Raw genomic sequence first — 20,395 nt, 5'->3', positions numbered from 1 at the left:
TCTCATCAGGGTTATATTTTTTAGTCTAAATTCGGCTTCTTTATTTTAAAGTAAACAATAGTAAGGATTGCGCCGACTGCAAGTGCCAATACGTTGGCGATCACATAGTTCACGTGGCCGCCGTCCTGTGCAGCGACAATCGCAAATCCAGGAAGTGCTGTCGCACCGAAACCGAGTGCCTTGATTCCTGTGATGTAAACATATGCACCGCCGAGGGCGCCGCCGATCATTCCCATGATCAATGGGAACTTGTATTTAACGTTCACACCGAACAGCGCTGGTTCTGAGATACCGAATAGAGTCGAAGCGAATGCTGATACTCCAATCTGCCTGGCTTTTTCATTTTTCCATAAAGCAAGAGTGTACCCAAGTACTGCACCGCCCTGTCCCATAAGGGCAACAGACATGAGCGGCATGATGAAGTTGAAGCCTGTGTCAGCAATCAGCTGTGCTTCGACCGCACCGATGACGTGGTGAAGACCAGTGATGACGATGACCTGCTGGATGCCCGCGAACAGCATGAAACCAACGATTCCGAGGTTATCAACGGACCACATCAACCCTGATGTAATGGCGTCCGCGAGCAAACGTCCTAATGGACCAACTGCCGTGAACAATAAGAACCCGGCAACGACGATTGTCAAAAATGGTGCAAGGAAAAGCTTGATCATATCAGGAACTTTCCTGCTGAAAAACTGGTCAAGCTTCGCAACGACCAGACCCATCATCAACGCAATGATGATGCCGCCCTGGAACGCAACAAGCGAAACCTTCAACCCGAAGATGCTGATGACCTCTGGTTCAACTGTTCCGTTACCAACCAGGTAAGCATTCGCCAGATCCGGGTGAAGCATGATCGCCCCAAGAACCAGACCAAGAACCGGATTGCCGCCAAAGCGTTTCGTTGCCGAATAGACAACCAGCAATGGCAAAATAGTGAAGATTCCAGTAGACATGATGGAGATGAAGCGGTTAAATCCGGCAATCGCAGGATACATTTCCACAACAGACTGCTCACCGAAGATTCCCTGCTGGCTCAACAGGCCGGTCACACCCATCAGGAGTGCCGCAGCCAAAAGCCCAGGAATGATTTCGACAAATACGTCAGATAAAGCTTTGATTCCTCTCTGGAAAGCATTCTGCTTCTGTGCAGATTGCTCTTTCACATCACCAAGGGACATTCCCTTGATTCCCGCTTCTTCGGTAAAGACAGCGTATACATCATTGACCGTGCCAGCTCCGATGATGATTTGCAGCTGGTCACCGGCAACGAATGATCCTTTCACATGATCAAGATTGCCAATCGCTTTTGTATCAGCAAGTGAATTATCTTTTAAAACGAGTCGCAGCCTTGTTGCACAGTGCGCCGCACCCTGAAGGTTCTCTTTTCCGCCTATTAATCGAAGTATATCTTGGACGGTAGGCAGGTATTTGGACTTTAAATTTGGATTAGCCATGATTCTAATTCCTCCCCTTTTCGCTTTGGAACCGGTTCCATCAATAGATAAAAAAATAAGTACGTTGTTCCCACCAGTTTTCCCTTCGTTGGTAGGAACCGGTTCCACAAACTCATAATAAAACAGGATTGCGTTTTCCGCAACCCTTTTTTGAAAACGTTATCAGCTTTTCACGTTTTTGACACTTTCTCCTTCAATAAAAGAATAGCCTGAAACCTGCAATTGAGGTGCTTCTTCCCCATTCGTCATCCTGATGATGGTATTTGCTGCCAGCTTACCGGTTTCTTTGTTATTGTAGCGGATGGTTGTCAGAGCTGGATGGATGACTTCAGAGATATTGTAGCCGCCAAATCCAGATAACGAAATATCTTCAGGAACTTTTTTACCGAGCCTTGATAAGGTCTTCAATGCCCCGAATGCGATCGTGTCGGTAGCGCCAATAATGGCTGTCGGCTGAAAATGACACAGCATCTCCTCCGTTACTCTGGAGGCATCCTGAAAATCAAACTCCGAACGGAACACCTTCACCTCTTGTACTCCGCCCTCTGCCAATCCATCAAGGATTCCTTGTTTTCGCTTCTGGCCAACAGCAATGTCACTCTCGGTCACACCAAGGTAGGCAACAACCTGGTGCCCTTTGTCGGCAATATACTGTCCCATCTCAAATCCGGCATGATAATCATCATTGATAATGCAGTTAAACTGATCGACTTCCTGGGCAACAATCAAAACAGGGATCTGAATCGTTTTAATCGTTTCAATATGCTGTTCTGTCATTCCTGTGGCAATCAGAATGATACCGTCCACTTTCTGTCGCGATAGGCTGACAAGGCTTTCGATTTCCCTGTCAATATGCTTGCTCGTGCTGATGATCAACGTTGTATAATCCTGCTTCCTGAGCTCTTCATCAATAGCCATCAGCACAGTCGACGTAACATATGAATCAAGCGTTGGCGCAATCACTCCGATGAAATTTGTCTTTTTCGCCTTCAAACTCTGGGCAAAAGAATTCGGTTCATAATTGGTTTCCTCAATCACCTTGCGAATTTTCGCCTTCGTCTTTTCGCTGACATTCCCGCCGTTCAAATACCTCGATACCGTACTCTTCGCCACGCCAGCCAGCCTGGCAATATCGTTGATTGTCGTGTTCATTCCGTTCACCTGATTTCTTGCAAATCTAGTTGACCTCATTATATAGCATCGGTGCGATTGTTAAAAGGCAGGCCAAACACTTAGCTCATTTTTTATCAAAAAATGCTGATGAAGCAAAAATGTAAATAATCGTTTACAAAATGCAAAGGATATATTACATTTTAAGTATAAAAACAAATATTTCCAAAGGAGTAAACTTGTAAATGCTGAAAAACTCTGTTCGTGAATACCGTGCGAGATTCCGTTTTTCACAGCAAGACTTGGCGGACAAGATTGGCGTGACGAGGCAGACCATCGGACTAATTGAAAAGGGCGACTACGCCCCATCCGTCACCCTTGCATTGAAGATCGCAGCTGCTTTCCAAGTGCCTGTGGAAGAAGTATTTCGCTTAGAAGGAGAGTAATGACCGTGTTAAAAAGAACGTTTCAATCACCTTTATTCAATATTGTCCTCATATTGGGGCTCGGCATCATCATGATTGGCAACTATTATAGCGAGCATGTCCCGGCCTGGCTTAAAATCGATCCAATGGTGCTGGGCATTCCGATTCTCATCATGATTGCCGTAATCCCGCTCTATAATAAACGCAATCCTGAAGATCCGATAAAACCACAAATCATCCCGATGGAAATGCGCGAAGAGGACGAAGGGATGCAGTGGCTGACTTTCAAGGCGACGAGAAAAGTGTACATCTTCTTTGCTTTATCCATCCCGGTCGCGATTGCCCTGACCGCTTACTTCCATCACATTCCGTATTTGCCGATCATTCTGTTCATCGTCATGGGAGTTTCCCAGTACCTGATCTATTGGTTCCAAATGAAACGATACTCGTAAACGGGAGGAATTTTTATGGAGACGCGCCTTATTGTGACGGGAATCATTCTTGTTGTGCTTCTCGAAGGCTTTCTCGTGCATTTGTTTCTTTTATACCGAAAAGGAAAAATTACGGAGAACCCTTTGCTGTTGATCTATAAAAAAGAAATGATGATTCTCTTTTATGCTTTTTTCAAATGGAAGATACCGTCCCGTAATTCGGAGACTTTCTATTATCATAAAAAATCGAACTACTTCTGGCTGTATCTCGCCCTCGTCCATGAACAGGTCATCGAGATGATTGTCTTCCATATTTATTTGAAAAAAGAAGCGCCGGAAATCGCTCTGGTTATGCTGCTGCTTCATATTTACAGCGTCTTTTACATAATGGGAGATTATAATCTGTTGAGGAATACCCCGATTCTGTTGAAAAAGAATGCTGTCCACATTCAGATCGGCGCTAGAAGGCGACTGAGTTTTTCCTTGAATGAAATTGAAACCATCCAGCCAGCAAAACTGAAATACAATAATAGCGGCGGAATCATCCATGAAAGAGGGGTATTTCATGCCACCGCCTTCCCCCGGGCACTCACCAGGATTTTCGGGATGAGCGATGAAGCTAAATATGAAATCGTCTTCAAGGAACCCCTCATCGCAAGAGGATATTTCGGCCAGGAAAAAGAAGTACAAAAGGTGCTGTTCTACATTGACCAGCCCGATGAATTCGCTGATTTGATCAAAGAAAAACTCGACCATATCAATGATGATCGATTGGTAACCGTATAACGGGCCACTTGGATTGACCGATTGGCTTGTCATATTAATATTTTTCGAAAGTAGTAATGCTCCGCTTCGAGGCAATCGTCTTTCTGGCGAGCTGTTCTTTCCATTCCTTCTCGTCCAGCCGGTATTCACCATTTTCATCTTTATAGGTCTTTTTCAATAGATTGATCGTCCGGGCTTCTTCGGGAAGATTGATAGACAAAGGCCTCCCCCGCTTCCCTTCTTCATATATATAAAACTCAACAACATCGCCAAATTCCATGAAATCATCCAGAAACGAGATGAACTCAGGGCCCTCGCCTCCGTATTCATACACATATGGAAGAGAAAACGGCAGTTCCTTCTTGTACGCCTCACCACTTATAAAAGGATCATCCTGTCCGTTCACATGGAATTCTTCAATCGGCCTCATTGTTGCGATAAAATAATGGCAAGTCATTACGTTCACCCCTTTTTTGTAAAAAACCTTAGGATCGAGTCAATATTCATGAAATATATTACTAATCTGCTGAGGATATCTATATAAGGAAGGAATATCTTACCCGAAAAATTTTTATATAGCGATTTTTTGATTTATATAGCGAGAATCTCTTTTTTATAGCGACTTTCCAATTAATATAGCGAGTTTTCCTTTTTATAGCGATTTTCTGATTTATATAGCGAAATGGAAATTATGATCGATTTTTTCCAGTTAAAAATGCAGCGGAGACCTTTTCAGGCAGCCGCTGCACTTTTTCAGAATATAATAGACAGCAAGACAGCTGCACGTTTCCGAATTTATCATACATCGGGACCGCGAAACGGCACCCGCTGCATTTATTCCTAACAGAACCGCGATTACGGCACCCGCTGCATGTCTATTCATATCTCAATGACTCAATTGGGTCGAGTCTTGATGCTTTGTTGGCCGGCAGCAGTCCGAAAACGATGCCGATGATCATCGAGAACAGCATGGCTCCGGTGACGACCTGCCAGGATACTAGCGACGGCCAGCCGGCAAAAAAGGAAATCAGTGAGGCGGAACCCCATCCTACCAGGATGCCGAGCACCCCGCCAATCAGTGTCAGCGTGACGGATTCAATCAGGAACTGGGTCATGATTTGCGACCTGGTCGCGCCAAGTGCCTTCCTGATGCCGATTTCCCTCGTTCGCTCGGTTACGGAGACGAGCATGATATTCATGACGCCAATGCCGCCGACAAACAGGGAGATTCCGGCGATGCTTCCGATGATCAAAGTCATCACCTTGGTGATTTTGCCGATTCCCTCGGCCATTTCCTCCATGTTGATGACCATGTACGATTCCTCGGTGTCATGCATTTTATTCAACAGGTCTGCCGCCTTTTTGCCGGCGATCTGCAGCTCGTCGGCGGATGCGGCCTGAAGTGTCACCTGGTTAAAATCGCTTTTGCCGTAAATGATCTGCCAGGTTTTACTTGGAACATATATTTGCATGGTCCCAAACGCGAACAGTCCAGTCGGTTTTTCCAGTACGCCGACGATTTCGATCGGCTGGGCACCGATGCGGATCACCTTTCCGACTGGCGATTCGCCACCGAACAATTCCTCCTGCATTGAATAACTGACAATCCCCACCCTTCTGCCGCCAAGGAAATCAGCTGCGGTGAAGCTTCTGCCTTTTTCCGCCTTGATATCATTCATTTCGAAAAAGGCCTGGCTCACTCCAGTTGTGGAAGCGTCCACTGTGTCTTCGCCGAAGGAAGCTTTTGAAAGCTGGGAACTCGATGCCACCACCTGCTTGATTTCCGGTATTTTTTCCAGCGCGCGAATATCTTCCTGTTGAAATGGGGCTTCATTGAAAATATTCGGATTGGCTTGAATTTCTTCATCAGACGGCTGGTAAAACAGCTCAATCGTGTTGCCCGGACCAGTCAGCTGCGTTTTCAGCATCGCTTCCCCGCCCTGGCCGATGGCAACAACAATGATGACTGCCCCAACGCCGATGATGATGCCGATCATGGTTAAAATCGAGCGCATCTTGTGTGCCTTCAGCGATCCGAGTGCCATCCGGAGATTTTCCATCATATTCATGAGCGCATCCCCCTTCCAGCTGGTGTGGAAGAAACAATCAGACCATCCCTGACCATGATTGTCCGCTGCGCATATTCTGCGACTTCCGGCTCGTGCGTAACAAGGACAATCGTGGAACCCTCCTCATTCAAACCGGTAAAAAGCTCCATGATCGTCTCGCTCGTTTTCGTATCCAGAGCGCCGGTCGGCTCATCGGCAAGGATGATTTTTGGTTCATTCACGATAGCCCTGGCAATGGCGACACGTTGCTTTTGCCCGCCGGACAAGGCATTCGGGAGATGGTCCATCCGGTCGCCAAGCCCAACCTTTTCGAGAGCAGCCCTTGCCCTTTCCAGTCGCTCCTTTTTCGAAACACCGCTATAAATCATCGGCAGCTCGACATTCTGGAGCGCCGTCAGCCTTGGCAACAGATGGAATTGCTGAAATACAAATCCGATCGATTGGTTTCTGACCTTCGCCAGTTCAGCATCCAAATAGCGCGAGACATTTTCACCAGCCAGTTCATACTCACCGGCTGTCGGTTTATCAAGGCAGCCAATGATGTTCATCAAGGTCGATTTGCCCGAACCCGACGGTCCCATGATGGCGACCGATTCTCCTGCCTGGATCCTCAAATCGATTCCTTTTAGGACATCAATCGTTTCCCTGCCCACTTCAAAGGATTTCGTAATTTGTTTCAGCTCAATCATTTTACATCCACTTCCATTCCATCCTTCAAGTTGTCGGACGGATTGGCAATAACCTGATCTTCCTCGCTCAAACCACTGATGACTTCCATTTTGCTGCCAAAGGCGATTCCTGTCTCAATTTCCTGCTTGTGGCTTTTGCCTTCTTTTACAAGGAATACATAGACTGTATCCTTGTCAGTCAGGACAGCCTCCGCGGGAACAGTCAGCGCCTCTTTCCGTTCTGTCTCGATTTCCATGATCAGCTGGAATCCTGGCTTCAAATCCATGCCTCTGGCTTTCACCCTGATTGGATATTGTGCGGCAGTACTCTCACTCAATGCCTGAGCCTGCGTCTCTTCCGGGAAAACAGCAATGTCATCGACGACACCATTCCATTCTTGATCCGGCAGGACATCTGATCGAAGCTTGACCTTCTGCCCTTCTTTTACCTTCATACTGTCAAACTCGGATAAATAACCGGATGCTCCTTTAGCATCAAGATTCCCAATGTGAATCACTGGCTTCACTGCAGCCGCAGGGTCTGCTGGGCTTTCCTCATTCACCTGAAGGACAATGCCATCTATCAAACTCTTAATCTCCAAATCCAGCAAGCGTGCTTCTGCGTCCTTCTGTTGGAGCAGCACCTGTCTGAGGTCAATATTCGCCAGCTTTTTTTCACCCTCAAGCTGGTCGATTTCGGCATCTGTCTGTTCTTTTGCAGCTTTTTTACCTATTTGCTTGCTGAGCTCAGATTCCTTTTCCCGTACGTCTTTTATCTTTTTATCCAGTTGATTGATTCGCAAGTAGCCTGATTCCGCCTGAAGTTTGACTCGCTCCAGTTCCAGATTCAAAGCGCTGGCATCATACTTTGCCAACACATCCCCTTTTTTGACCGTTTCGCCTTCTTTCACCAGAATCTCAGCCAGCTTGCCTTTATCTGGTGAAGCATAAACTTTCTGTTCTTCTTCGAGTACGACGGTTCCCGGGATCATGATCTCATCCGCAATTTCTTCCTTCGCCGGATTGACCACCTTCACTTCAGGCCCCTTTGCAAAAGCCTGCCTGTAAATGCTCACCCCGGCCATCAGCAGAACCAGGCTGGCTACGCCAATGGCAATCCAAATCTTCTTATTCATGATTAGACACCCATAGTGTTAGAGAACATGGCCCCCAGAATCGCAAACCCGATTCCAATCAGGAAGAAAACGATGGCAATGCCCCATGCCCATCCTTTTGACAACCCCGCAACACGGTGAAGCCCGATCGCTGTCAAAATCGACTGCCAGATAGAAAATACCTCGATTGATCCAAGGACTCCAGGCTTGTCACTGTTCATCAATCCAGCAAGACTTGTAATGAAAATTTCCGGATTTCCGCCAATAGCTGCCCTAAGTATCATATTCAATAACAGACCGGCAGCACCGATGATCATGATATGTGTATTCATTGAAAATAACTGCTTGAATGTAACATCAGATCCGGCGATTTTTGTAAAAATCATATAAATCGCACTCGATATCAGCACGACGAACACTGGTGTCAGGATTCCTGTGATTGCAACCGTAATCTTTGAAAAAGCCATCACCATGGCGGCTTCTTCCTCACTCATTCCATCAAGCCCAAGGTAAGAGGCATCCATTGACAATGTCATCAAATACATGCCAATGGCATACAGGACACTCACTAAAATCAGCGGGACCCAAATCTTCGGATTCTGGCGTATCCGGTCAAACTGCTCTCCCGGACTCCAGAACATCCCTATTAAACTCGGTTTCTCGGTTTTGCTTTTCATTTCTTGTTCCATTCCATTACACTCCCATTCTTTTTTAAGCCTTTCGCCTTACCTTTTACGAGAATGGTATGTAAAAAGTTTCAAAATTACCCAATTTTATAATTTACTGGGAGTATTATCTTAAGAAAGGCCTTCCCCTGCATTGAGAGGGCCAAAAAAAAACAGCCTCCAAAAAGAGACTGTTTTTTCAATCTTTTTTAAGCGTTTAGCATCCGCCGCCAAAACAACAACGCCATAACCTTCTTATAATGCAGTAGGCAAACAGGATGACCACGATAAATCCAATAATCCCTACAATTGTGCTTATAGTACCAGCCAATGCAGCTCCGCCAAAGACAAAACCGATCAGTCCAAAGTAAGACAATAGAATCAATCCTACCCCAAGCAGGACTCCAAGAAACAATTCGAACACGCTGCAAGCAGCATGAACACCGTTACTCATATGCTTCACCTCCAAACTATTGTTCACCTTCATCATATGCAAGCAACTGACTGCTTGTTTATTTTTAAAGGTAAAAGAGGCGATTATCATGTCTATTTATGTCTTACACCCATATTTCCATCTATGCTGAAAGTGGTTTATGATGGATTTATCCAGAAAGAACAGGAGAATAGTAATGGAGAAACAGCAAACAAGCTTAAAGCCTTTCCTCAATTTGATTTTATCGACAAATATTCCGAAGGCTGCTCTTTTTACCGGGCTGGCTGCGAGTATCATCACTACCCTGGCTGGCCTGGTTGTTCCGCTGCTGACGAAAAACCTGGTTGATGGTTTTTCTGTTGAGGCGATCAGCGTTCCGCTCGTGATTGCAATTGGTGCCGCCTTCATCATTCAGGCAATCATCAGTGGGATTTCCATCTACCTGCTCAGCTATGTTGGCCAAAAGGTCGTGGCGAGGCTGCGCGAACGGATGTGGTCGAAACTGATCCGTATGCCCGTCCGCTATTTTGACAAGCAGTCCAGCGGTGAAACGGTCAGCCGGATCGTCAATGATACGAGTATTGTCAAAGAACTGATCACGAACCATTTCCCGAATTTCGCAACAGGAATTATTTCAATCATCGGTGCTGTTGTGATTCTGCTGGTGATGGACTGGAAAATGACCTTGCTCATGCTCATTTCCGTGCCGCTTACCCTCGCCATTATGATGCCCCTTGGCAGGAAAATGGCCAAAATCGCGCGTGGATTGCAGGATGAGACAGCCATTTTCACCGGACATATCACCCAGACACTCGGTGAAATTCGCCTAATGAAAGCCTCGACGGCTGAAAAAATCGAAGAAGACAATGGGTATAACGGAATTGATAAGCTATTCAACTTCGGGTTGAAGGAAGCACAAATATTCGCGTTGATTGGTCCAGTCATGCAGCTGATGATCATGGTCGTCATCGTCATCATCATCGCATACGGCGGAATGCGCGTTGTGAATGGAACCATGTCGACAGGTGCGCTCATCGCCTTCCTGCTTTATTTATTCCAGATCATCATGCCGATCACTTCGTTCGCGATGTTCTTTACCCAGCTGCAAAGAGCGAAAGGTGCGACAGAAAGGATCATCGAAATTCTCGACCAGCACCTTGAAGAAGGACAGGATGGCATCGAAAAAGATATTACCAACCTGCCAATCACCATCGAGGATGTCAGCTTTGCCTACAGTGAGGAAGAGCCTGTCATTGAGGGAGTCTCATTGGACGCGCAGCCAGGACAGATGGTGGCTTTCGTCGGACCGAGCGGCGGCGGGAAGACAACCATGTTCGGGCTGATTGAACGTTTTTATGAACCGATAAAAGGAGAAATCAGGATTGGTGACACTCCGATCCAGCAACTATCGCTTAACTCGTGGCGCAACCAAATCGGCTATGTATCCCAGGAAAGCGCGATGATGGCCGGTACCATCCGCGAAAACCTGTATTACGGACTCGAAAATGGTGATCAAATTCCCGATGAACGTCTGTGGGAAGTCGCAAAAATGGCCTATGCAGACCAATTCATCGCAGATTTTCCAAAAGGGCTCGATACCGAAGTCGGCGAACGTGGCGTCAAGCTATCCGGGGGCCAAAGGCAGCGCATCGCCATCGCCCGCGCCTTCCTGCGTGATCCGAAAATTTTGATGATGGACGAAGCTACAGCAAGCCTCGACAGCCAGTCAGAAGGCATCGTCCAGCAAGCATTGACCCGCCTGATGGAAGGCCGGACGACATTCGTCATCGCGCACAGACTCTCTACCATCGTCAATGCTGATAAGATCGTTTTTATCGAAAAAGGAAGAGTCACCGGGATCGGCACTCACCAGGAATTGGTTCGAACTCATGATTTGTATAGGGAATTTGCCGAGCAGCAGCTGGCATAATATAAAAGGAGTTTTCTTCCAGGATAATTGGAAAGAAAACTCCTTTTATATTATAATAAACATTTTTTTGCGATTGTGATGAATTCCAAACCATCTTTATAGTGAAGATATCTTAAACTATCCTCATGAACCAATTCATCAATCTTTTGCCAGGTTCCTAAATCTTTTTGATAATAAATCTGTTCAAGAACTAAGATTTCTTTTTTTAGCTTATTATGGAATTCTTCGTTTTCTAAATCAATAAAATCCTTGAACCGATCTTCTAAACGATCCTCATACGACTGATTATAATATCCATCAAAAAAATATCTTAAATAATAGAATCTCTCTTTGAAGTTCACCGATTGGCCCCCTAAACAAAAATAATCTCCTCGGTCGCCCTGTAATCCCTTGGTGACAGACCAACATATTTTTTGAAGGTCCCGCTGAAGTAGTTGGGGGTGTTATACCCCAGTTCTTCTGCGATGGCCTCCACTGTGTGGTCGGTGTGGCGCAGCATCCAGACAGCACGCTGCATGCGGACAAAGGTGACATACTCGACGAAGTTTCGTCCGGTTTCTTGTTTAAAGATGCGACTGAAGTATGGCACGCTCAGGTTAATCTGGTCGGCAACTTGCTTGATGGACAAGTCCTCCGTACAGTACTGGGAAATGTAATCAGCGCACCTTTGAATTTGTATGTCCTTCGATATTTCCTCAAAATAGCGGAGCTGTAGTCTTTCGTATGGCGATGTCCGTCTGGCTTTGCACGCTTCTTTGTATGAGTGGTGCAGCAGCAGCGGCTCGCGATAAACCGAGCCTACACCAATATAAAGCTGTATCCCGTATTCATTTTCCAGAGACTCAATCGTCCCAAGGATACGCTCCTCACCCTCTTTCCAATGCCTTAAAGAACCATACTCTGATGGCACCTGGAGCAGCATGAGCAGATGTTTCCTATATGACAGGAAGGTGAGCTGATACCCTTCAAACTGCTTTTTTAAAAATTCCTGGATCACCATCGACGACTGCCAGCCTTCCTGTATCCGTTTAGCCGGACAGCGGACGAATCCCTGGATAAAACAGACCACATTCGGAACAGCCTCCCCTGGCAGGAAAAAACGGGATTGCAGAAGCTCTTCCTCTGTCTTCAAGTCCCCTGACAACAGTTTCCGTAAAAAAGTCTCCTTAAAAGGCAAGGCATTACGCCCGAGCGCCTGCTCTGAATGGAAATGATGAAATACTTCCTCGGTTTCTGCGAATCTGGTATTCTCACTTTCAATCTCTTCGACCGCTCGCTTTAAGGTACGTAAAAAGATTCGTTGTTTCACCGATTTTACAAGCAGGTAGGTCAGCTTGAATTCGATTGCCAGCGGAGAGGTATGCAAAAGTGATGGGTCCAGCAGCGGAATGATCCGGCAACTTTTACTCCGTTTGCGGAACCGATGTATTTTTACCCAATCATGCCATTTATTCACTTCAATGATCGCGATATGTATATCATTCTCTTCGCCTACTAGCTTACAATTCTCCTGGCACTCTTCCAGTATCCATGCAGCCAGCTTCCCATACTCCCCTTCATCTTCAACACCAAGCCAAATTGAATGCAACCTTACCACCCCCTTGTCTTATTCACCTGAGTGAATAAAAACTTAAATTATATTAAATATTTGTATATTTCTGATAATTTATTGTAAGGTATTGGACAATTCTCTATCGTACAATCAATTTAATCATATCATGGCTTGCCTAAAGGAGGGAAATCTTGATAACGGGTTAGGCCAAAATTTTAACTAGGGGGAATCAGATTTGGCAGGGGAGTATCGGGAGTATAATTATGTAGCGGCTGATACAATTGACGTCAGCGAGCTTGAACCGCTTGATCCAGAAACAAAGCAAATCATGAAAAGTGAATTCAGTACAGGCATTAAACTAACGCTCTTTTATTATGTTTTCATTCTTTCCATTCCTATTTTGAATTGGTATGCAGGAGAGTTCATGTTCTCCCGCATGTGGGGCGGCATGACTTACAGCTGGTTTTTCACCAGTATTGTCGCAATGGCAATGGCCTTCGTCATAGCCCTCATCCATACGACTTTATATGAAAAGCGTCTGAAGAAAAATGACGCAGAGCAAACATCAGCTCCTGCTGATGGAAGGAGGATTGGCTGATGTCTACATTCCTTGAGCCGAAATTCCTGTTAACATTGATCCTGATGGGAACCATTGTGTATATCACCTATCTGACTAAAAGAAGCGCGACTGCTTCCGACTATTTCGTAGGAGGCCGCAGCTTCGGCTGGTTCACCAACGGCTCGGCGATTGGCGGCGATTATTTGAGCGCAGCCACCTTCCTGGGAATTGCCGGCCTGACCTACCAGCTCGGCTATGACGGTGCATACTATGCCTTTTGCTTCTCAATCGGCTTGACACTATTGGCGATTTTCGTTGCTGGACCGCTTCGCCGTTTTGGAGCCTATACAGTTGCTGACTTTTTGGCCTACCGCTTCCACAGCCGGCGCGCCCGCCTGGCAGCCGTCGCTGTCGTACTTGCTATTTCCGGCTTTTATGCAGCCCCTCAGCTGCTTGGTGCTGCGCAGATTCTAAGCATGTTTTTTGGCACAAGCTACGAATTTGGAATCATTTTCACCTGTTCCGTCATGATTTTCTATGTGGGAATCGGCGGCATGAAGGGAACTACCCTTAACCAGGCCTTGGAATTATGGATTCGTCTTGGCGCGTTCCTCCTCATGGTTGGTGCAGCCATCTGGGGCGGACTTCATTATCAGGATATCCTGGCATCAATCAATGAGTTCAAAGGTACGATCACAGGTACAGCAAGCTTCACGTCTGATGGAAAAGATATTCCGTTCGACGGTTCTGTCTGGACAGGAACAGGCAACTACTTCCCGTCATTCTGGCAGACGATTTCAATGACAATCGGACTTTCACTTGGTACCATCGGACTTCCGCACATCCTGTTGCGCTTCTACACAAATCCAAGCGCAAAAGCTGCGCGCAGATCCGCTCTTATGGCCATTGGAATCGCGAGTGCGTTCTTCTTGTTCGCTGTTTACCTTGGAGTAGTAGGACGCTCAATCTTCTTGACTGGCGATGCTGATCCGGCTGTCATGAAAGACCTGTTTGCTGGCGGAAATAACATGGTTGTCCCGTCAACAGCACAGGCCCTTGGCGGGGAATGGCTGCTGGGCCTTGTCATCGCCGGTGCATTCGCAGCCGTGTTCTCGAATCTTTCCGGGCTGTTCATCGCAAGCTCCGGTGCCCTTGCACATGATTTGTACGCAACCTTCTTCCGTAAAAACATTACTGAAAAAGAGCGCGTCATCGCTGGTAAAGCCTCTATCATCGTGCTCGGGGTTTTATACGGAATCCTTGGCCTGATGGTAAAAGAAGCATCCATCGGCCACCTGGTCGCCCTCGCATTCACCGTGGCGGCAAGTACATTCACACCAATCTTCATCCTTGGGATCTGGTGGAGAGGAATGACGGAAAAAGGAGCAATCGCCGGTCTGGTACTCGGTCTCGTCTCTTCCATGTACATGATCTTCTTCAAGACGACACTGCCAGAGTTCCTGCAGTTCAACGTACCTGGAATCATCACTGTGCCAATCGGATTCCTGTCCGTCTACATCGTTTCAAAGCTCGACCGCAAAGTACCATCTGATGTGAACGAATTTATGAAACAAGTTCACTCCAAAGAGTCGGAAGCAGCGTAAATGTTTTGATTTAGGTGTATATTTTTATATAAATGACAATGAAAATGGCGTGTAAAACTGACATCAGTTTTGGCACGCCATTTTTTTGTTTTATGATGTTTTCGCATCTAATATATACAATCCTTATTTTACATAATCTCTCCGTTAGCTGAATAAGGATTATTTATTCATTGCTTAATTTCTCAAATTTTGATATTGCCCTTTTAGCAGTATTTCTAATCCAAGTAATTTCGTGATTAACGAATGGCTTAATATAGGTTATCAACTCAGGGTCTTTAAATTTTGAAAGAGCTGAGAGTGCGTGTCCTTGGACATCTTTATCCTCTAATAGCCCCACCAAAACAGGAATTACCCTTTTGTCTTTATATTTGCCTAGTCCATCAACAATCATTTGCCTTGCCGTACCGTGTTTCTTATCTGTTGCATCTCCAGAAGGTCATTTAATGAACTTTTATCGAGAATTAACGATAATGAATTACCAATTGCCCATTTATATGTGTTGTTAGACGAGTTTTTAAATTCATTGATTAACGGATTAGAGGCAGTATTGAACCCCTTTACTCCCAGGCATCTTACCAAGAACTCCTTATGATTAAGGTCGGTAATTTGCGATAAGTGCCTTAGAATAATCGGAATGACATCTTTATTTTTATTATCTATTTTCTTCAATTCTTCAATTGAAGAGATACTATATCCTAACTCCCTTATCTCTGAAATAAGTAGTTCTTTGTTTAATTTCTCCACCGCCTTACCCCTATCTAACATTGCTTTATATAAGATTTTACCACTTCTTATTGAACTAAACTGCACCGTTAGCTGCATAAGAAAAGGCCATCAATTTGACAGCCTTGATCTTCTGCTATTGCCCTCGTTTAGTTCAAGAAGAAATTGCGAGTTTATTATTGAGTTTCTCTTCTATCCGCCGTGTATTCTAACACGAAATAAAGGATGTACAGTGAAATAAAGTAAACCACCGCCGAATATAATATATTCCATTCACCATAATGTAAAACTCTAATATAAACTGCATACAATTCAAGTAATACAAGAATGCATGTCCATCCTAAGATATATATAAATCTCTTAATGGCATTAGATTTCAGGGGAAAATAATTAAAAACAATAACCAGTACAGCAATCTCACCAACGGCTACAGCTAGGTACAACCACTCTATTTGTTCTTTATCAAAATACCAGTAAAGTTTGTACTTTAAATCAAGATACAGATCAGTTACAAAATTCATTAACAATGCAAACTGTATTGTAGCTAGTAACTCGTGCCTAGTTCTTTTTCTAGGCATTTTTAGGGCAACTAAAAGAACTAATATAACTGTCACTATAAATATCTTCACCAAGAGGAACACCTCGTTTTTAAAAAAACAACAATATTAACCATATTATCATTATTTAATCGAGGAATTATTCTTCTTTAATAAACCTGCTTCATTTGTACAATAAGAAAGCCCCGCTTATACATTAACTACCTAAACAAAAAGACGCATTGTGAGATAAACGCACCCGAGTGTTGAAAATGATTAAACTTCTTTTCCCCTTGTTAGATGTAGAGTCTATACACCATCTTTTTATATCCACCCTTACTTATATCTACTTAATATTTCTTCTGGAATATGACAATAATCATTTGGACATCTAGCTAACCGATCTTGATGTTCTTCTGCACTTCTCACATAGTTTGTAAGTGGTAATACTTCAACAACTATAAGGTCATGATCATTTCTCTCACTAATAAACGCCTTCGCCTCTATTAAGTGTTCAGGCTTTTCACTATATACTCCTGTTCTGTATTTCTCACCAACATCCTGTCCTTGTTTATTCAAACTGTAGGGGTCAATAATTTCAAAAAAATACCCCATTAATTCCTTCATCGTTACAACCTTTGGATCAAATCCTGTTTTTACACATTCGGCGTAGCCATCATATTCACCATCAAGTGTTTGACTTGTTCCATTAGCTCTTCCCGCTTCTGTAAACTGAACTCCAGGTAAAGTTTTGATAAAAGCTTGTACTCCCCATAAACATCCGCCCGCAAAATATACTATTTCCATATTGATTCTCCTCTTTGTCTACTCACACAAATTTTTTATTGTCAGTAAGTAATGATAGGCATATTCAACATACTGTTTTAAACACCTTCGGATTCTTAGTAGTATTCAATAAAAAGGGCATTAATCCCTTCTAAGATCAATGCTCTTAACAACTGTTTACACAAAGAGAAGCCGGGATTCTGATATGCTCCCCTTTAGGTAGACAGATTAAAAAATAAAAATCTGTTTACTTAAAGGGGAGTATTTTTTATGTCAAAAAGGACATATTCATTCCAAGATAAAATCAAGATCGTAGAGGCGTTAAAAAAGGGTAGCCATTCTATTTCAGAGCTGAAGTTTATATACAAAGTAAATGATCATGCAATTTATGATTGGGTCTACAGGTATGAAAAATACGGAGCAGAAGGATTAAAGAAGTCTTCTACCTGGAAGAGGTATTCTAAGGAACTTAAGCTGGCGGCTGTACAGGACTATCTTAGTGGGGACTACTCTCAAAATGATGTTATCAGAAAGTATGAAATCTCATGTAGACGAGTCCTCCAGAAATGGATTAACAAGTATAATAGTCATAGAGAATTAAAGGACACTTCCAAAGGAAGGACAAACACTATGACTAGAAGAAACACTACCATAAATGAACGAAAAGAGATTGTGCTCTATTGCCTTGAGAACGGCAAGGATTATCAGAAGGCAGCTGAGACCTTTAAGGTCTCTTACCAACAAGTATATCAATGGGTTAAAAAGTATGAGGATGGCGGCGAAGAAGCCCTTCGGGATAAGCGAGGGAGGAAAAAGGAAGAAGTTGAACTCTCCCCAGAACAGAAGATGAAATTGGAGATGAAGAGGCTTGCGAGTGAAAATGAGCGATTACGCGCAGAGAACTTATTCCTAAAAAAGTTAGAGGAGATCGAAAGGAGGCGAAGATAAGCCAGATACGCCTTGAGGAGAAATATATCGCTATCAAGGAACTTCACGAAGAAGAAGGATTCTCTTTCGTTATGCTTTGTGAAATTGCGGGGTTGGCCAGGTCTGCATATTATAAATGGCTGAAGCGAACACCTTCCAAGCGTGAATGTCAGAATGTGATACTTGTAGAAGAAATGAAGGCTCTCCATGAGGAGGTTAAAGGAATCTACGGCTACCGCAGGATTACGATGACTTTGAATAGAAGGTTGAGCAAGAGCTTCAATGAAAAGCGAATCTATAGGCTGATGAAGATTGTCGGCATTCAAAGCGTTATTCGGAAAAAGAAAAATCGATATAAAAAGTCAACCCCTCAACACGTCGCAGAAAACGTGTTAGACCGTAATTTCCAAGCCGAAAGTCCTAATGAGAAATGGGTAACTGATGTGACTGAGTTCAAGTATGGAGAAGCAAAAAAGGCTTATTTGAGTGCAATTAAAGACTTACATGATGGAGCCATCGTTAGTTACGTATTTGGACATTCCAACAACAATAAACTGGTGTTTGATACGCTGGATCAGGCCACGGCCCTACTGAATGGTGACCGCCCACTTATACATAGCGACAGGGGCTTTCAGTATACCCATTTTGGATTTAAACAAAGAATAGATCAAGCACAGATGACTCAAAGTATGTCCCGAGTCGGAAGATGTATTGACAATGGTCCAATGGAATCCTTTTGGGGATCACTGAAAAGCGAGAAATATTACATGGAGAAATATAAGACCTTTGAAGAGCTTTCTGCGGCGATTGATGAGTACATATACTTTTATAATCATGAACGTTACCAAAAAAGATTAAACGGCCTTAGCCCCTTAGAATTCAGGGCTAAAGCCGCCTAGATTGTTTTTATTATTTCCACTGTCTACTTGACGGGGAGCAGTTCATTCTCCACGGCTTCTCTTTTTCTGCTATATAGACTCTGCAACCCTCTTCGCAGACTCCCCCTGTGTTTTCACATAAAGTGTCCGGCTTGGGAATGCGACGAAAACTCCTTCTTCTTCGAGGATTTCCATGATCGCGAAGTTGATTTCTTCCTTTACTGCCAGGTATTCTGCCCAAACCTTGGTTTTTATCACTCGTTCCATCATAACCTAAAAACTTTACTTAAAAAAATCGCCAGGAATGATTTGTATCACTTCTTTGTGTTTGGATAAGTGTTATTTTTATCATGAGAAACATTATCAGTTATTACCTATACACACTCTAGGAGGAAATATAATCATGAGTGAAATGATAAATAATCGTGAATTGAAAGCAATGGATCCTGCGAAACGCAAGGCAACTTTAAAGCAGCTTTTCAAAGATCTGCATGATGGGAAAAATGTGAATGAGGTCAAGGCTCACTTTGATGCTTTTATTGGAAAAATAACGATCGAGGAAATTGCCGGCCTACAGCATGTCGAGTTGATCGACGGCGATATATCCGTTACGGAAATGCAGCGTATTTATGCAGCACACTCCGACCTTTTTAAAGGAGCAATAGAAGAGAATGATTCCGTGTACGGTCCAGAAAACCAGCCCGGGCACCCTGTCCATACATTCGAAATGGAAAACCGTGAGATTGAGCAGCTTTTACAAAATCGGCTTCGCGTCCATCTTGAACAATTTGCTATAGAAGACAGCGCTGAAAATATCAACCTTCTGCTAGAGGACTGCAACCTGCTATATGACATTGACAAGCACTACAGCCGCAAGGAAAATTTGATCTTCCCTTACCTGGAGAAGTACGGGATCTACGGACCGACAACGAATATGTGGCGGATCGACGATTTCATCCGTGACGGAATCAAACTGGCAAAGAAAAAGCTATCCAACTATGATGGAGATAAAAATGGCGTGATTGAAGAGGTCCAGTTTGTCCTCAGGGAAGTGAGTGAAATGATTTACAGGGAGGAAAACATCCTCTTCCCGATGGCACTGCAAAACTTCACGGAGGATGAATGGGTGAAAATCGCCCATGAAAGCGACGAGATCGGCTATTGTCTGACATCACCAACTGAGGAATGGAAGCCTGCCCGAAAACACCTTGACGCCGATGCAATTTCTGAAGGCTATATCAAAATGGAGACAGGCATCCTGTCATTGAAGCAGCTCGAACTGCTGTTGAACCACTTGCCAGTCGACATCACCTTCATCGACCAGGACGATGTGGTCCGCTACTTCTCACACGGAAAAGAACGGATATTTGCAAGGACCAAAGCCGTCATTGGGCGCACTGTCCAGAATTGCCACCCGCCAAGAAGCGTCCATGTCGTCGAGGACTTGCTGAGGGACTTCAAATCAGGCAAAAAAGATACCGAGGATTTCTGGATCAAAGTTCGCGACAAATTCGTCTACATCCGCTACTTCGCGGTCCGCGATGAGAACAATCAATATATCGGTACGCTCGAATTCACGCAGAATATCAATCCGATCCAAGCCCTTGAGGGAGAGAAACGGATTTTGTCATGATTCCTTGTCACAGGCAACGGCCATCCACGGATTTTGTGATGATTCTTTGCCATAGGCAACAGCCACCCACGGCTGTTGCTCTTTTTTTGCCAAAAATACGACCACAGCCGTAGCACACATTAAGGCTGT

Annotated in this window: 23 protein-coding genes; 8 read left to right on the top strand and 15 right to left on the bottom strand. The window is 44.4% G+C overall.

The window, feature by feature from the left end:
• Positions 1-20 precede the first annotated feature (20 nt).
• A complete protein-coding gene (locus RH061_RS03300; RefSeq protein WP_311073926.1) occupies positions 21-1,457 on the bottom strand; it encodes a PTS transporter subunit EIIC in 1,437 nt (478 codons plus the stop codon).
• Positions 1,458-1,619: 162 nt separating this feature from the next.
• On the bottom strand, positions 1,620-2,609 hold the full coding sequence (locus tag RH061_RS03295) for a LacI family DNA-binding transcriptional regulator (RefSeq protein WP_311073925.1): 990 nt from the start codon (positions 2,607-2,609) through the stop codon (positions 1,620-1,622).
• A gap of 203 nt (positions 2,610-2,812) precedes the next feature.
• Here RH061_RS03295 and RH061_RS03290 point away from each other — a divergent pair, with 203 nt between their 5' ends.
• The 3 genes from RH061_RS03290 to RH061_RS03280 are packed head-to-tail and all read left to right on the top strand — an operon-like array spanning position 2,813 to position 4,209.
• Positions 2,813-3,013 (top strand): helix-turn-helix transcriptional regulator, encoded by a 201-nt coding sequence (locus RH061_RS03290; protein WP_311073924.1) that lies wholly within the window; start codon positions 2,813-2,815, stop codon positions 3,011-3,013.
• Between the two features lie 5 nt (positions 3,014-3,018).
• Positions 3,019-3,444: a hypothetical protein gene (locus RH061_RS03285; protein ID WP_311073923.1), complete on the top strand. Its 426-nt coding sequence runs from the start codon at positions 3,019-3,021 to the stop codon at positions 3,442-3,444.
• 15 nt (positions 3,445-3,459) lie between these two features.
• Positions 3,460-4,209 carry a hypothetical protein gene (locus RH061_RS03280; protein WP_311073921.1) on the top strand — a complete coding sequence of 250 codons (750 nt, stop codon included), beginning with the start codon at positions 3,460-3,462 and terminating at the stop codon, positions 4,207-4,209.
• A gap of 34 nt (positions 4,210-4,243) precedes the next feature.
• On the opposite strand, the gene RH061_RS03275 is transcribed toward RH061_RS03280, so the two are convergent.
• The 6 genes from RH061_RS03275 to RH061_RS03250 form a co-directional block, all read right to left on the bottom strand.
• On the bottom strand, positions 4,244-4,645 hold the full coding sequence (locus RH061_RS03275) for a hypothetical protein (protein ID WP_311073920.1): 402 nt from the start codon (positions 4,643-4,645) through the stop codon (positions 4,244-4,246).
• A gap of 418 nt (positions 4,646-5,063) precedes the next feature.
• Entirely contained in the window at positions 5,064-6,257 is a 1,194-nt protein-coding gene (locus RH061_RS03270; protein ID WP_311073918.1) for an ABC transporter permease, read from the bottom strand.
• On the bottom strand, positions 6,254-6,946 hold the full coding sequence (locus RH061_RS03265; protein WP_311073916.1) for an ABC transporter ATP-binding protein: 693 nt from the start codon (positions 6,944-6,946) through the stop codon (positions 6,254-6,256). Before RH061_RS03265 ends, RH061_RS03270 begins: the two co-directional genes overlap by 4 nt.
• Positions 6,943-8,061 (bottom strand): efflux RND transporter periplasmic adaptor subunit, encoded by a 1,119-nt coding sequence (locus RH061_RS03260; protein ID WP_311073914.1) that lies wholly within the window; start codon positions 8,059-8,061, stop codon positions 6,943-6,945. The genes RH061_RS03265 and RH061_RS03260 overlap by 4 nt, the downstream gene beginning before the upstream one ends.
• A gap of 2 nt (positions 8,062-8,063) precedes the next feature.
• A complete protein-coding gene (gene yknW, locus RH061_RS03255; RefSeq protein WP_311073912.1) occupies positions 8,064-8,729 on the bottom strand; it encodes a YknW family membrane protein in 666 nt (221 codons plus the stop codon).
• Positions 8,730-8,922: 193 nt separating this feature from the next.
• Positions 8,923-9,159 carry an ABC transporter gene (locus RH061_RS03250; protein ID WP_311073911.1) on the bottom strand — a complete coding sequence of 79 codons (237 nt, stop codon included), beginning with the start codon at positions 9,157-9,159 and terminating at the stop codon, positions 8,923-8,925.
• A gap of 175 nt (positions 9,160-9,334) precedes the next feature.
• Between RH061_RS03250 and RH061_RS03245 the strand changes: the two genes are divergently transcribed.
• Positions 9,335-11,068, top strand: coding sequence for an ABC transporter ATP-binding protein (locus tag RH061_RS03245; protein ID WP_311073909.1), 1,734 nt, complete (start codon positions 9,335-9,337; stop codon positions 11,066-11,068).
• A 50-nt stretch (positions 11,069-11,118) separates the two neighbouring features.
• Here RH061_RS03245 and RH061_RS03240 read toward each other — a convergent pair whose 3' ends face one another.
• The gene (locus RH061_RS03240) at positions 11,119-11,409 is read right to left on the bottom strand and encodes a hypothetical protein (RefSeq protein WP_311073908.1); all 291 of its coding nucleotides are present in this window, start codon (positions 11,407-11,409) and stop codon (positions 11,119-11,121) included.
• 11 nt (positions 11,410-11,420) lie between these two features.
• Positions 11,421-12,656: a helix-turn-helix domain-containing protein gene (locus RH061_RS03235; RefSeq protein ID WP_311073905.1), complete on the bottom strand. Its 1,236-nt coding sequence runs from the start codon at positions 12,654-12,656 to the stop codon at positions 11,421-11,423.
• Positions 12,657-12,855: 199 nt separating this feature from the next.
• On the opposite strand from RH061_RS03235, the gene RH061_RS03230 reads away from it, so the two are divergent.
• Together RH061_RS03230 and RH061_RS03225 are read left to right on the top strand one after the other, a co-directional pair.
• The gene (locus tag RH061_RS03230; RefSeq protein WP_311073903.1) at positions 12,856-13,218 is read left to right on the top strand and encodes a hypothetical protein; all 363 of its coding nucleotides are present in this window, start codon (positions 12,856-12,858) and stop codon (positions 13,216-13,218) included.
• Positions 13,218-14,783, top strand: coding sequence for a sodium/solute symporter (locus tag RH061_RS03225; protein WP_396654852.1), 1,566 nt, complete (start codon positions 13,218-13,220; stop codon positions 14,781-14,783). Before RH061_RS03230 ends, RH061_RS03225 begins: the two co-directional genes overlap by 1 nt.
• Before the next feature lie 163 nt (positions 14,784-14,946).
• On the opposite strand, the gene RH061_RS03220 is transcribed toward RH061_RS03225, so the two are convergent.
• The 4 genes from RH061_RS03220 to RH061_RS03205 all read right to left on the bottom strand — a co-directional run bounded on the left by RH061_RS03220 (position 14,947) and on the right by RH061_RS03205 (position 16,849).
• Positions 14,947-15,174 carry a HEAT repeat domain-containing protein gene (locus RH061_RS03220; protein WP_311073902.1) on the bottom strand — a complete coding sequence of 76 codons (228 nt, stop codon included), beginning with the start codon at positions 15,172-15,174 and terminating at the stop codon, positions 14,947-14,949.
• Positions 15,171-15,527, bottom strand: a complete 357-nt coding sequence (locus RH061_RS03215; RefSeq protein WP_311073901.1) for a hypothetical protein — start codon at positions 15,525-15,527, stop codon at positions 15,171-15,173. The genes RH061_RS03220 and RH061_RS03215 overlap by 4 nt, the downstream gene beginning before the upstream one ends.
• 155 nt (positions 15,528-15,682) lie before the next feature.
• Positions 15,683-16,135 (bottom strand): CBO0543 family protein, encoded by a 453-nt coding sequence (locus tag RH061_RS03210; protein ID WP_311073899.1) that lies wholly within the window; start codon positions 16,133-16,135, stop codon positions 15,683-15,685.
• A gap of 243 nt (positions 16,136-16,378) precedes the next feature.
• The gene (locus RH061_RS03205) at positions 16,379-16,849 is read right to left on the bottom strand and encodes a peptide-methionine (S)-S-oxide reductase (RefSeq protein ID WP_311073898.1); all 471 of its coding nucleotides are present in this window, start codon (positions 16,847-16,849) and stop codon (positions 16,379-16,381) included.
• Positions 16,850-17,098: 249 nt separating this feature from the next.
• Between RH061_RS03205 and RH061_RS03200 the strand changes: the two genes are divergently transcribed.
• A protein-coding gene (locus RH061_RS03200) for an IS3 family transposase (protein ID WP_311071301.1) occupies positions 17,099-18,654 on the top strand; the annotation gives its coding sequence in 2 pieces (ribosomal slippage) (positions 17,099-17,738 and positions 17,738-18,654; 1,557 coding nt in all).
• Between the two features lie 69 nt (positions 18,655-18,723).
• Here the strand turns inward: RH061_RS03200 and RH061_RS03195 are convergent.
• Positions 18,724-18,891 carry a hypothetical protein gene (locus RH061_RS03195; protein WP_396654850.1) on the bottom strand — a complete coding sequence of 56 codons (168 nt, stop codon included), beginning with the start codon at positions 18,889-18,891 and terminating at the stop codon, positions 18,724-18,726.
• 145 nt (positions 18,892-19,036) lie between these two features.
• Between RH061_RS03195 and RH061_RS03190 the strand changes: the two genes are divergently transcribed.
• Positions 19,037-20,266: a DUF438 domain-containing protein gene (locus RH061_RS03190; RefSeq protein ID WP_311073896.1), complete on the top strand. Its 1,230-nt coding sequence runs from the start codon at positions 19,037-19,039 to the stop codon at positions 20,264-20,266.
• The last annotated feature ends 129 nt before the right edge of the window (positions 20,267-20,395 follow it).

This window comes from Mesobacillus jeotgali, from assembly GCF_031759225.1.
GTDB lineage: Bacteria > Bacillota > Bacilli > Bacillales > Cytobacillaceae > Mesobacillus > Mesobacillus jeotgali_B.
The sequence above is the reverse complement of the archived record's forward strand: the minus strand, read 5'-3'. Positions and strand labels throughout refer to the sequence as shown.

Coding starts and splice junctions, on each gene's coding strand:
- RH061_RS03245 (WP_311073909.1), top strand. CDS start 9,335: ATGGAGAAACAGCAAACAAGCTTAAAGCCTTTCCTCAATTTGATTTTA.
- RH061_RS03250 (WP_311073911.1), bottom strand. CDS start 9,159: ATGAGTAACGGTGTTCATGCTGCTTGCAGCGTGTTCGAATTGTTTCTT.
- RH061_RS03290 (WP_311073924.1), top strand. CDS start 2,813: ATGCTGAAAAACTCTGTTCGTGAATACCGTGCGAGATTCCGTTTTTCA.
- RH061_RS03265 (WP_311073916.1), bottom strand. CDS start 6,946: ATGATTGAGCTGAAACAAATTACGAAATCCTTTGAAGTGGGCAGGGAA.
- RH061_RS03225 (WP_396654852.1), top strand. CDS start 13,218: ATGTCTACATTCCTTGAGCCGAAATTCCTGTTAACATTGATCCTGATG.
- RH061_RS03300 (WP_311073926.1), bottom strand. CDS start 1,457: ATGGCTAATCCAAATTTAAAGTCCAAATACCTGCCTACCGTCCAAGAT.
- RH061_RS03275 (WP_311073920.1), bottom strand. CDS start 4,645: ATGACTTGCCATTATTTTATCGCAACAATGAGGCCGATTGAAGAATTC.
- RH061_RS03260 (WP_311073914.1), bottom strand. CDS start 8,061: ATGAATAAGAAGATTTGGATTGCCATTGGCGTAGCCAGCCTGGTTCTG.
- RH061_RS03270 (WP_311073918.1), bottom strand. CDS start 6,257: ATGAATATGATGGAAAATCTCCGGATGGCACTCGGATCGCTGAAGGCA.
- RH061_RS03190 (WP_311073896.1), top strand. CDS start 19,037: ATGAGTGAAATGATAAATAATCGTGAATTGAAAGCAATGGATCCTGCG.
- RH061_RS03280 (WP_311073921.1), top strand. CDS start 3,460: ATGGAGACGCGCCTTATTGTGACGGGAATCATTCTTGTTGTGCTTCTC.
- RH061_RS03295 (WP_311073925.1), bottom strand. CDS start 2,609: ATGAACACGACAATCAACGATATTGCCAGGCTGGCTGGCGTGGCGAAG.
- RH061_RS03205 (WP_311073898.1), bottom strand. CDS start 16,849: ATGGAAATAGTATATTTTGCGGGCGGATGTTTATGGGGAGTACAAGCT.
- yknW (WP_311073912.1), bottom strand. CDS start 8,729: ATGGAACAAGAAATGAAAAGCAAAACCGAGAAACCGAGTTTAATAGGG.
- RH061_RS03220 (WP_311073902.1), bottom strand. CDS start 15,174: ATGATTGTTGATGGACTAGGCAAATATAAAGACAAAAGGGTAATTCCT.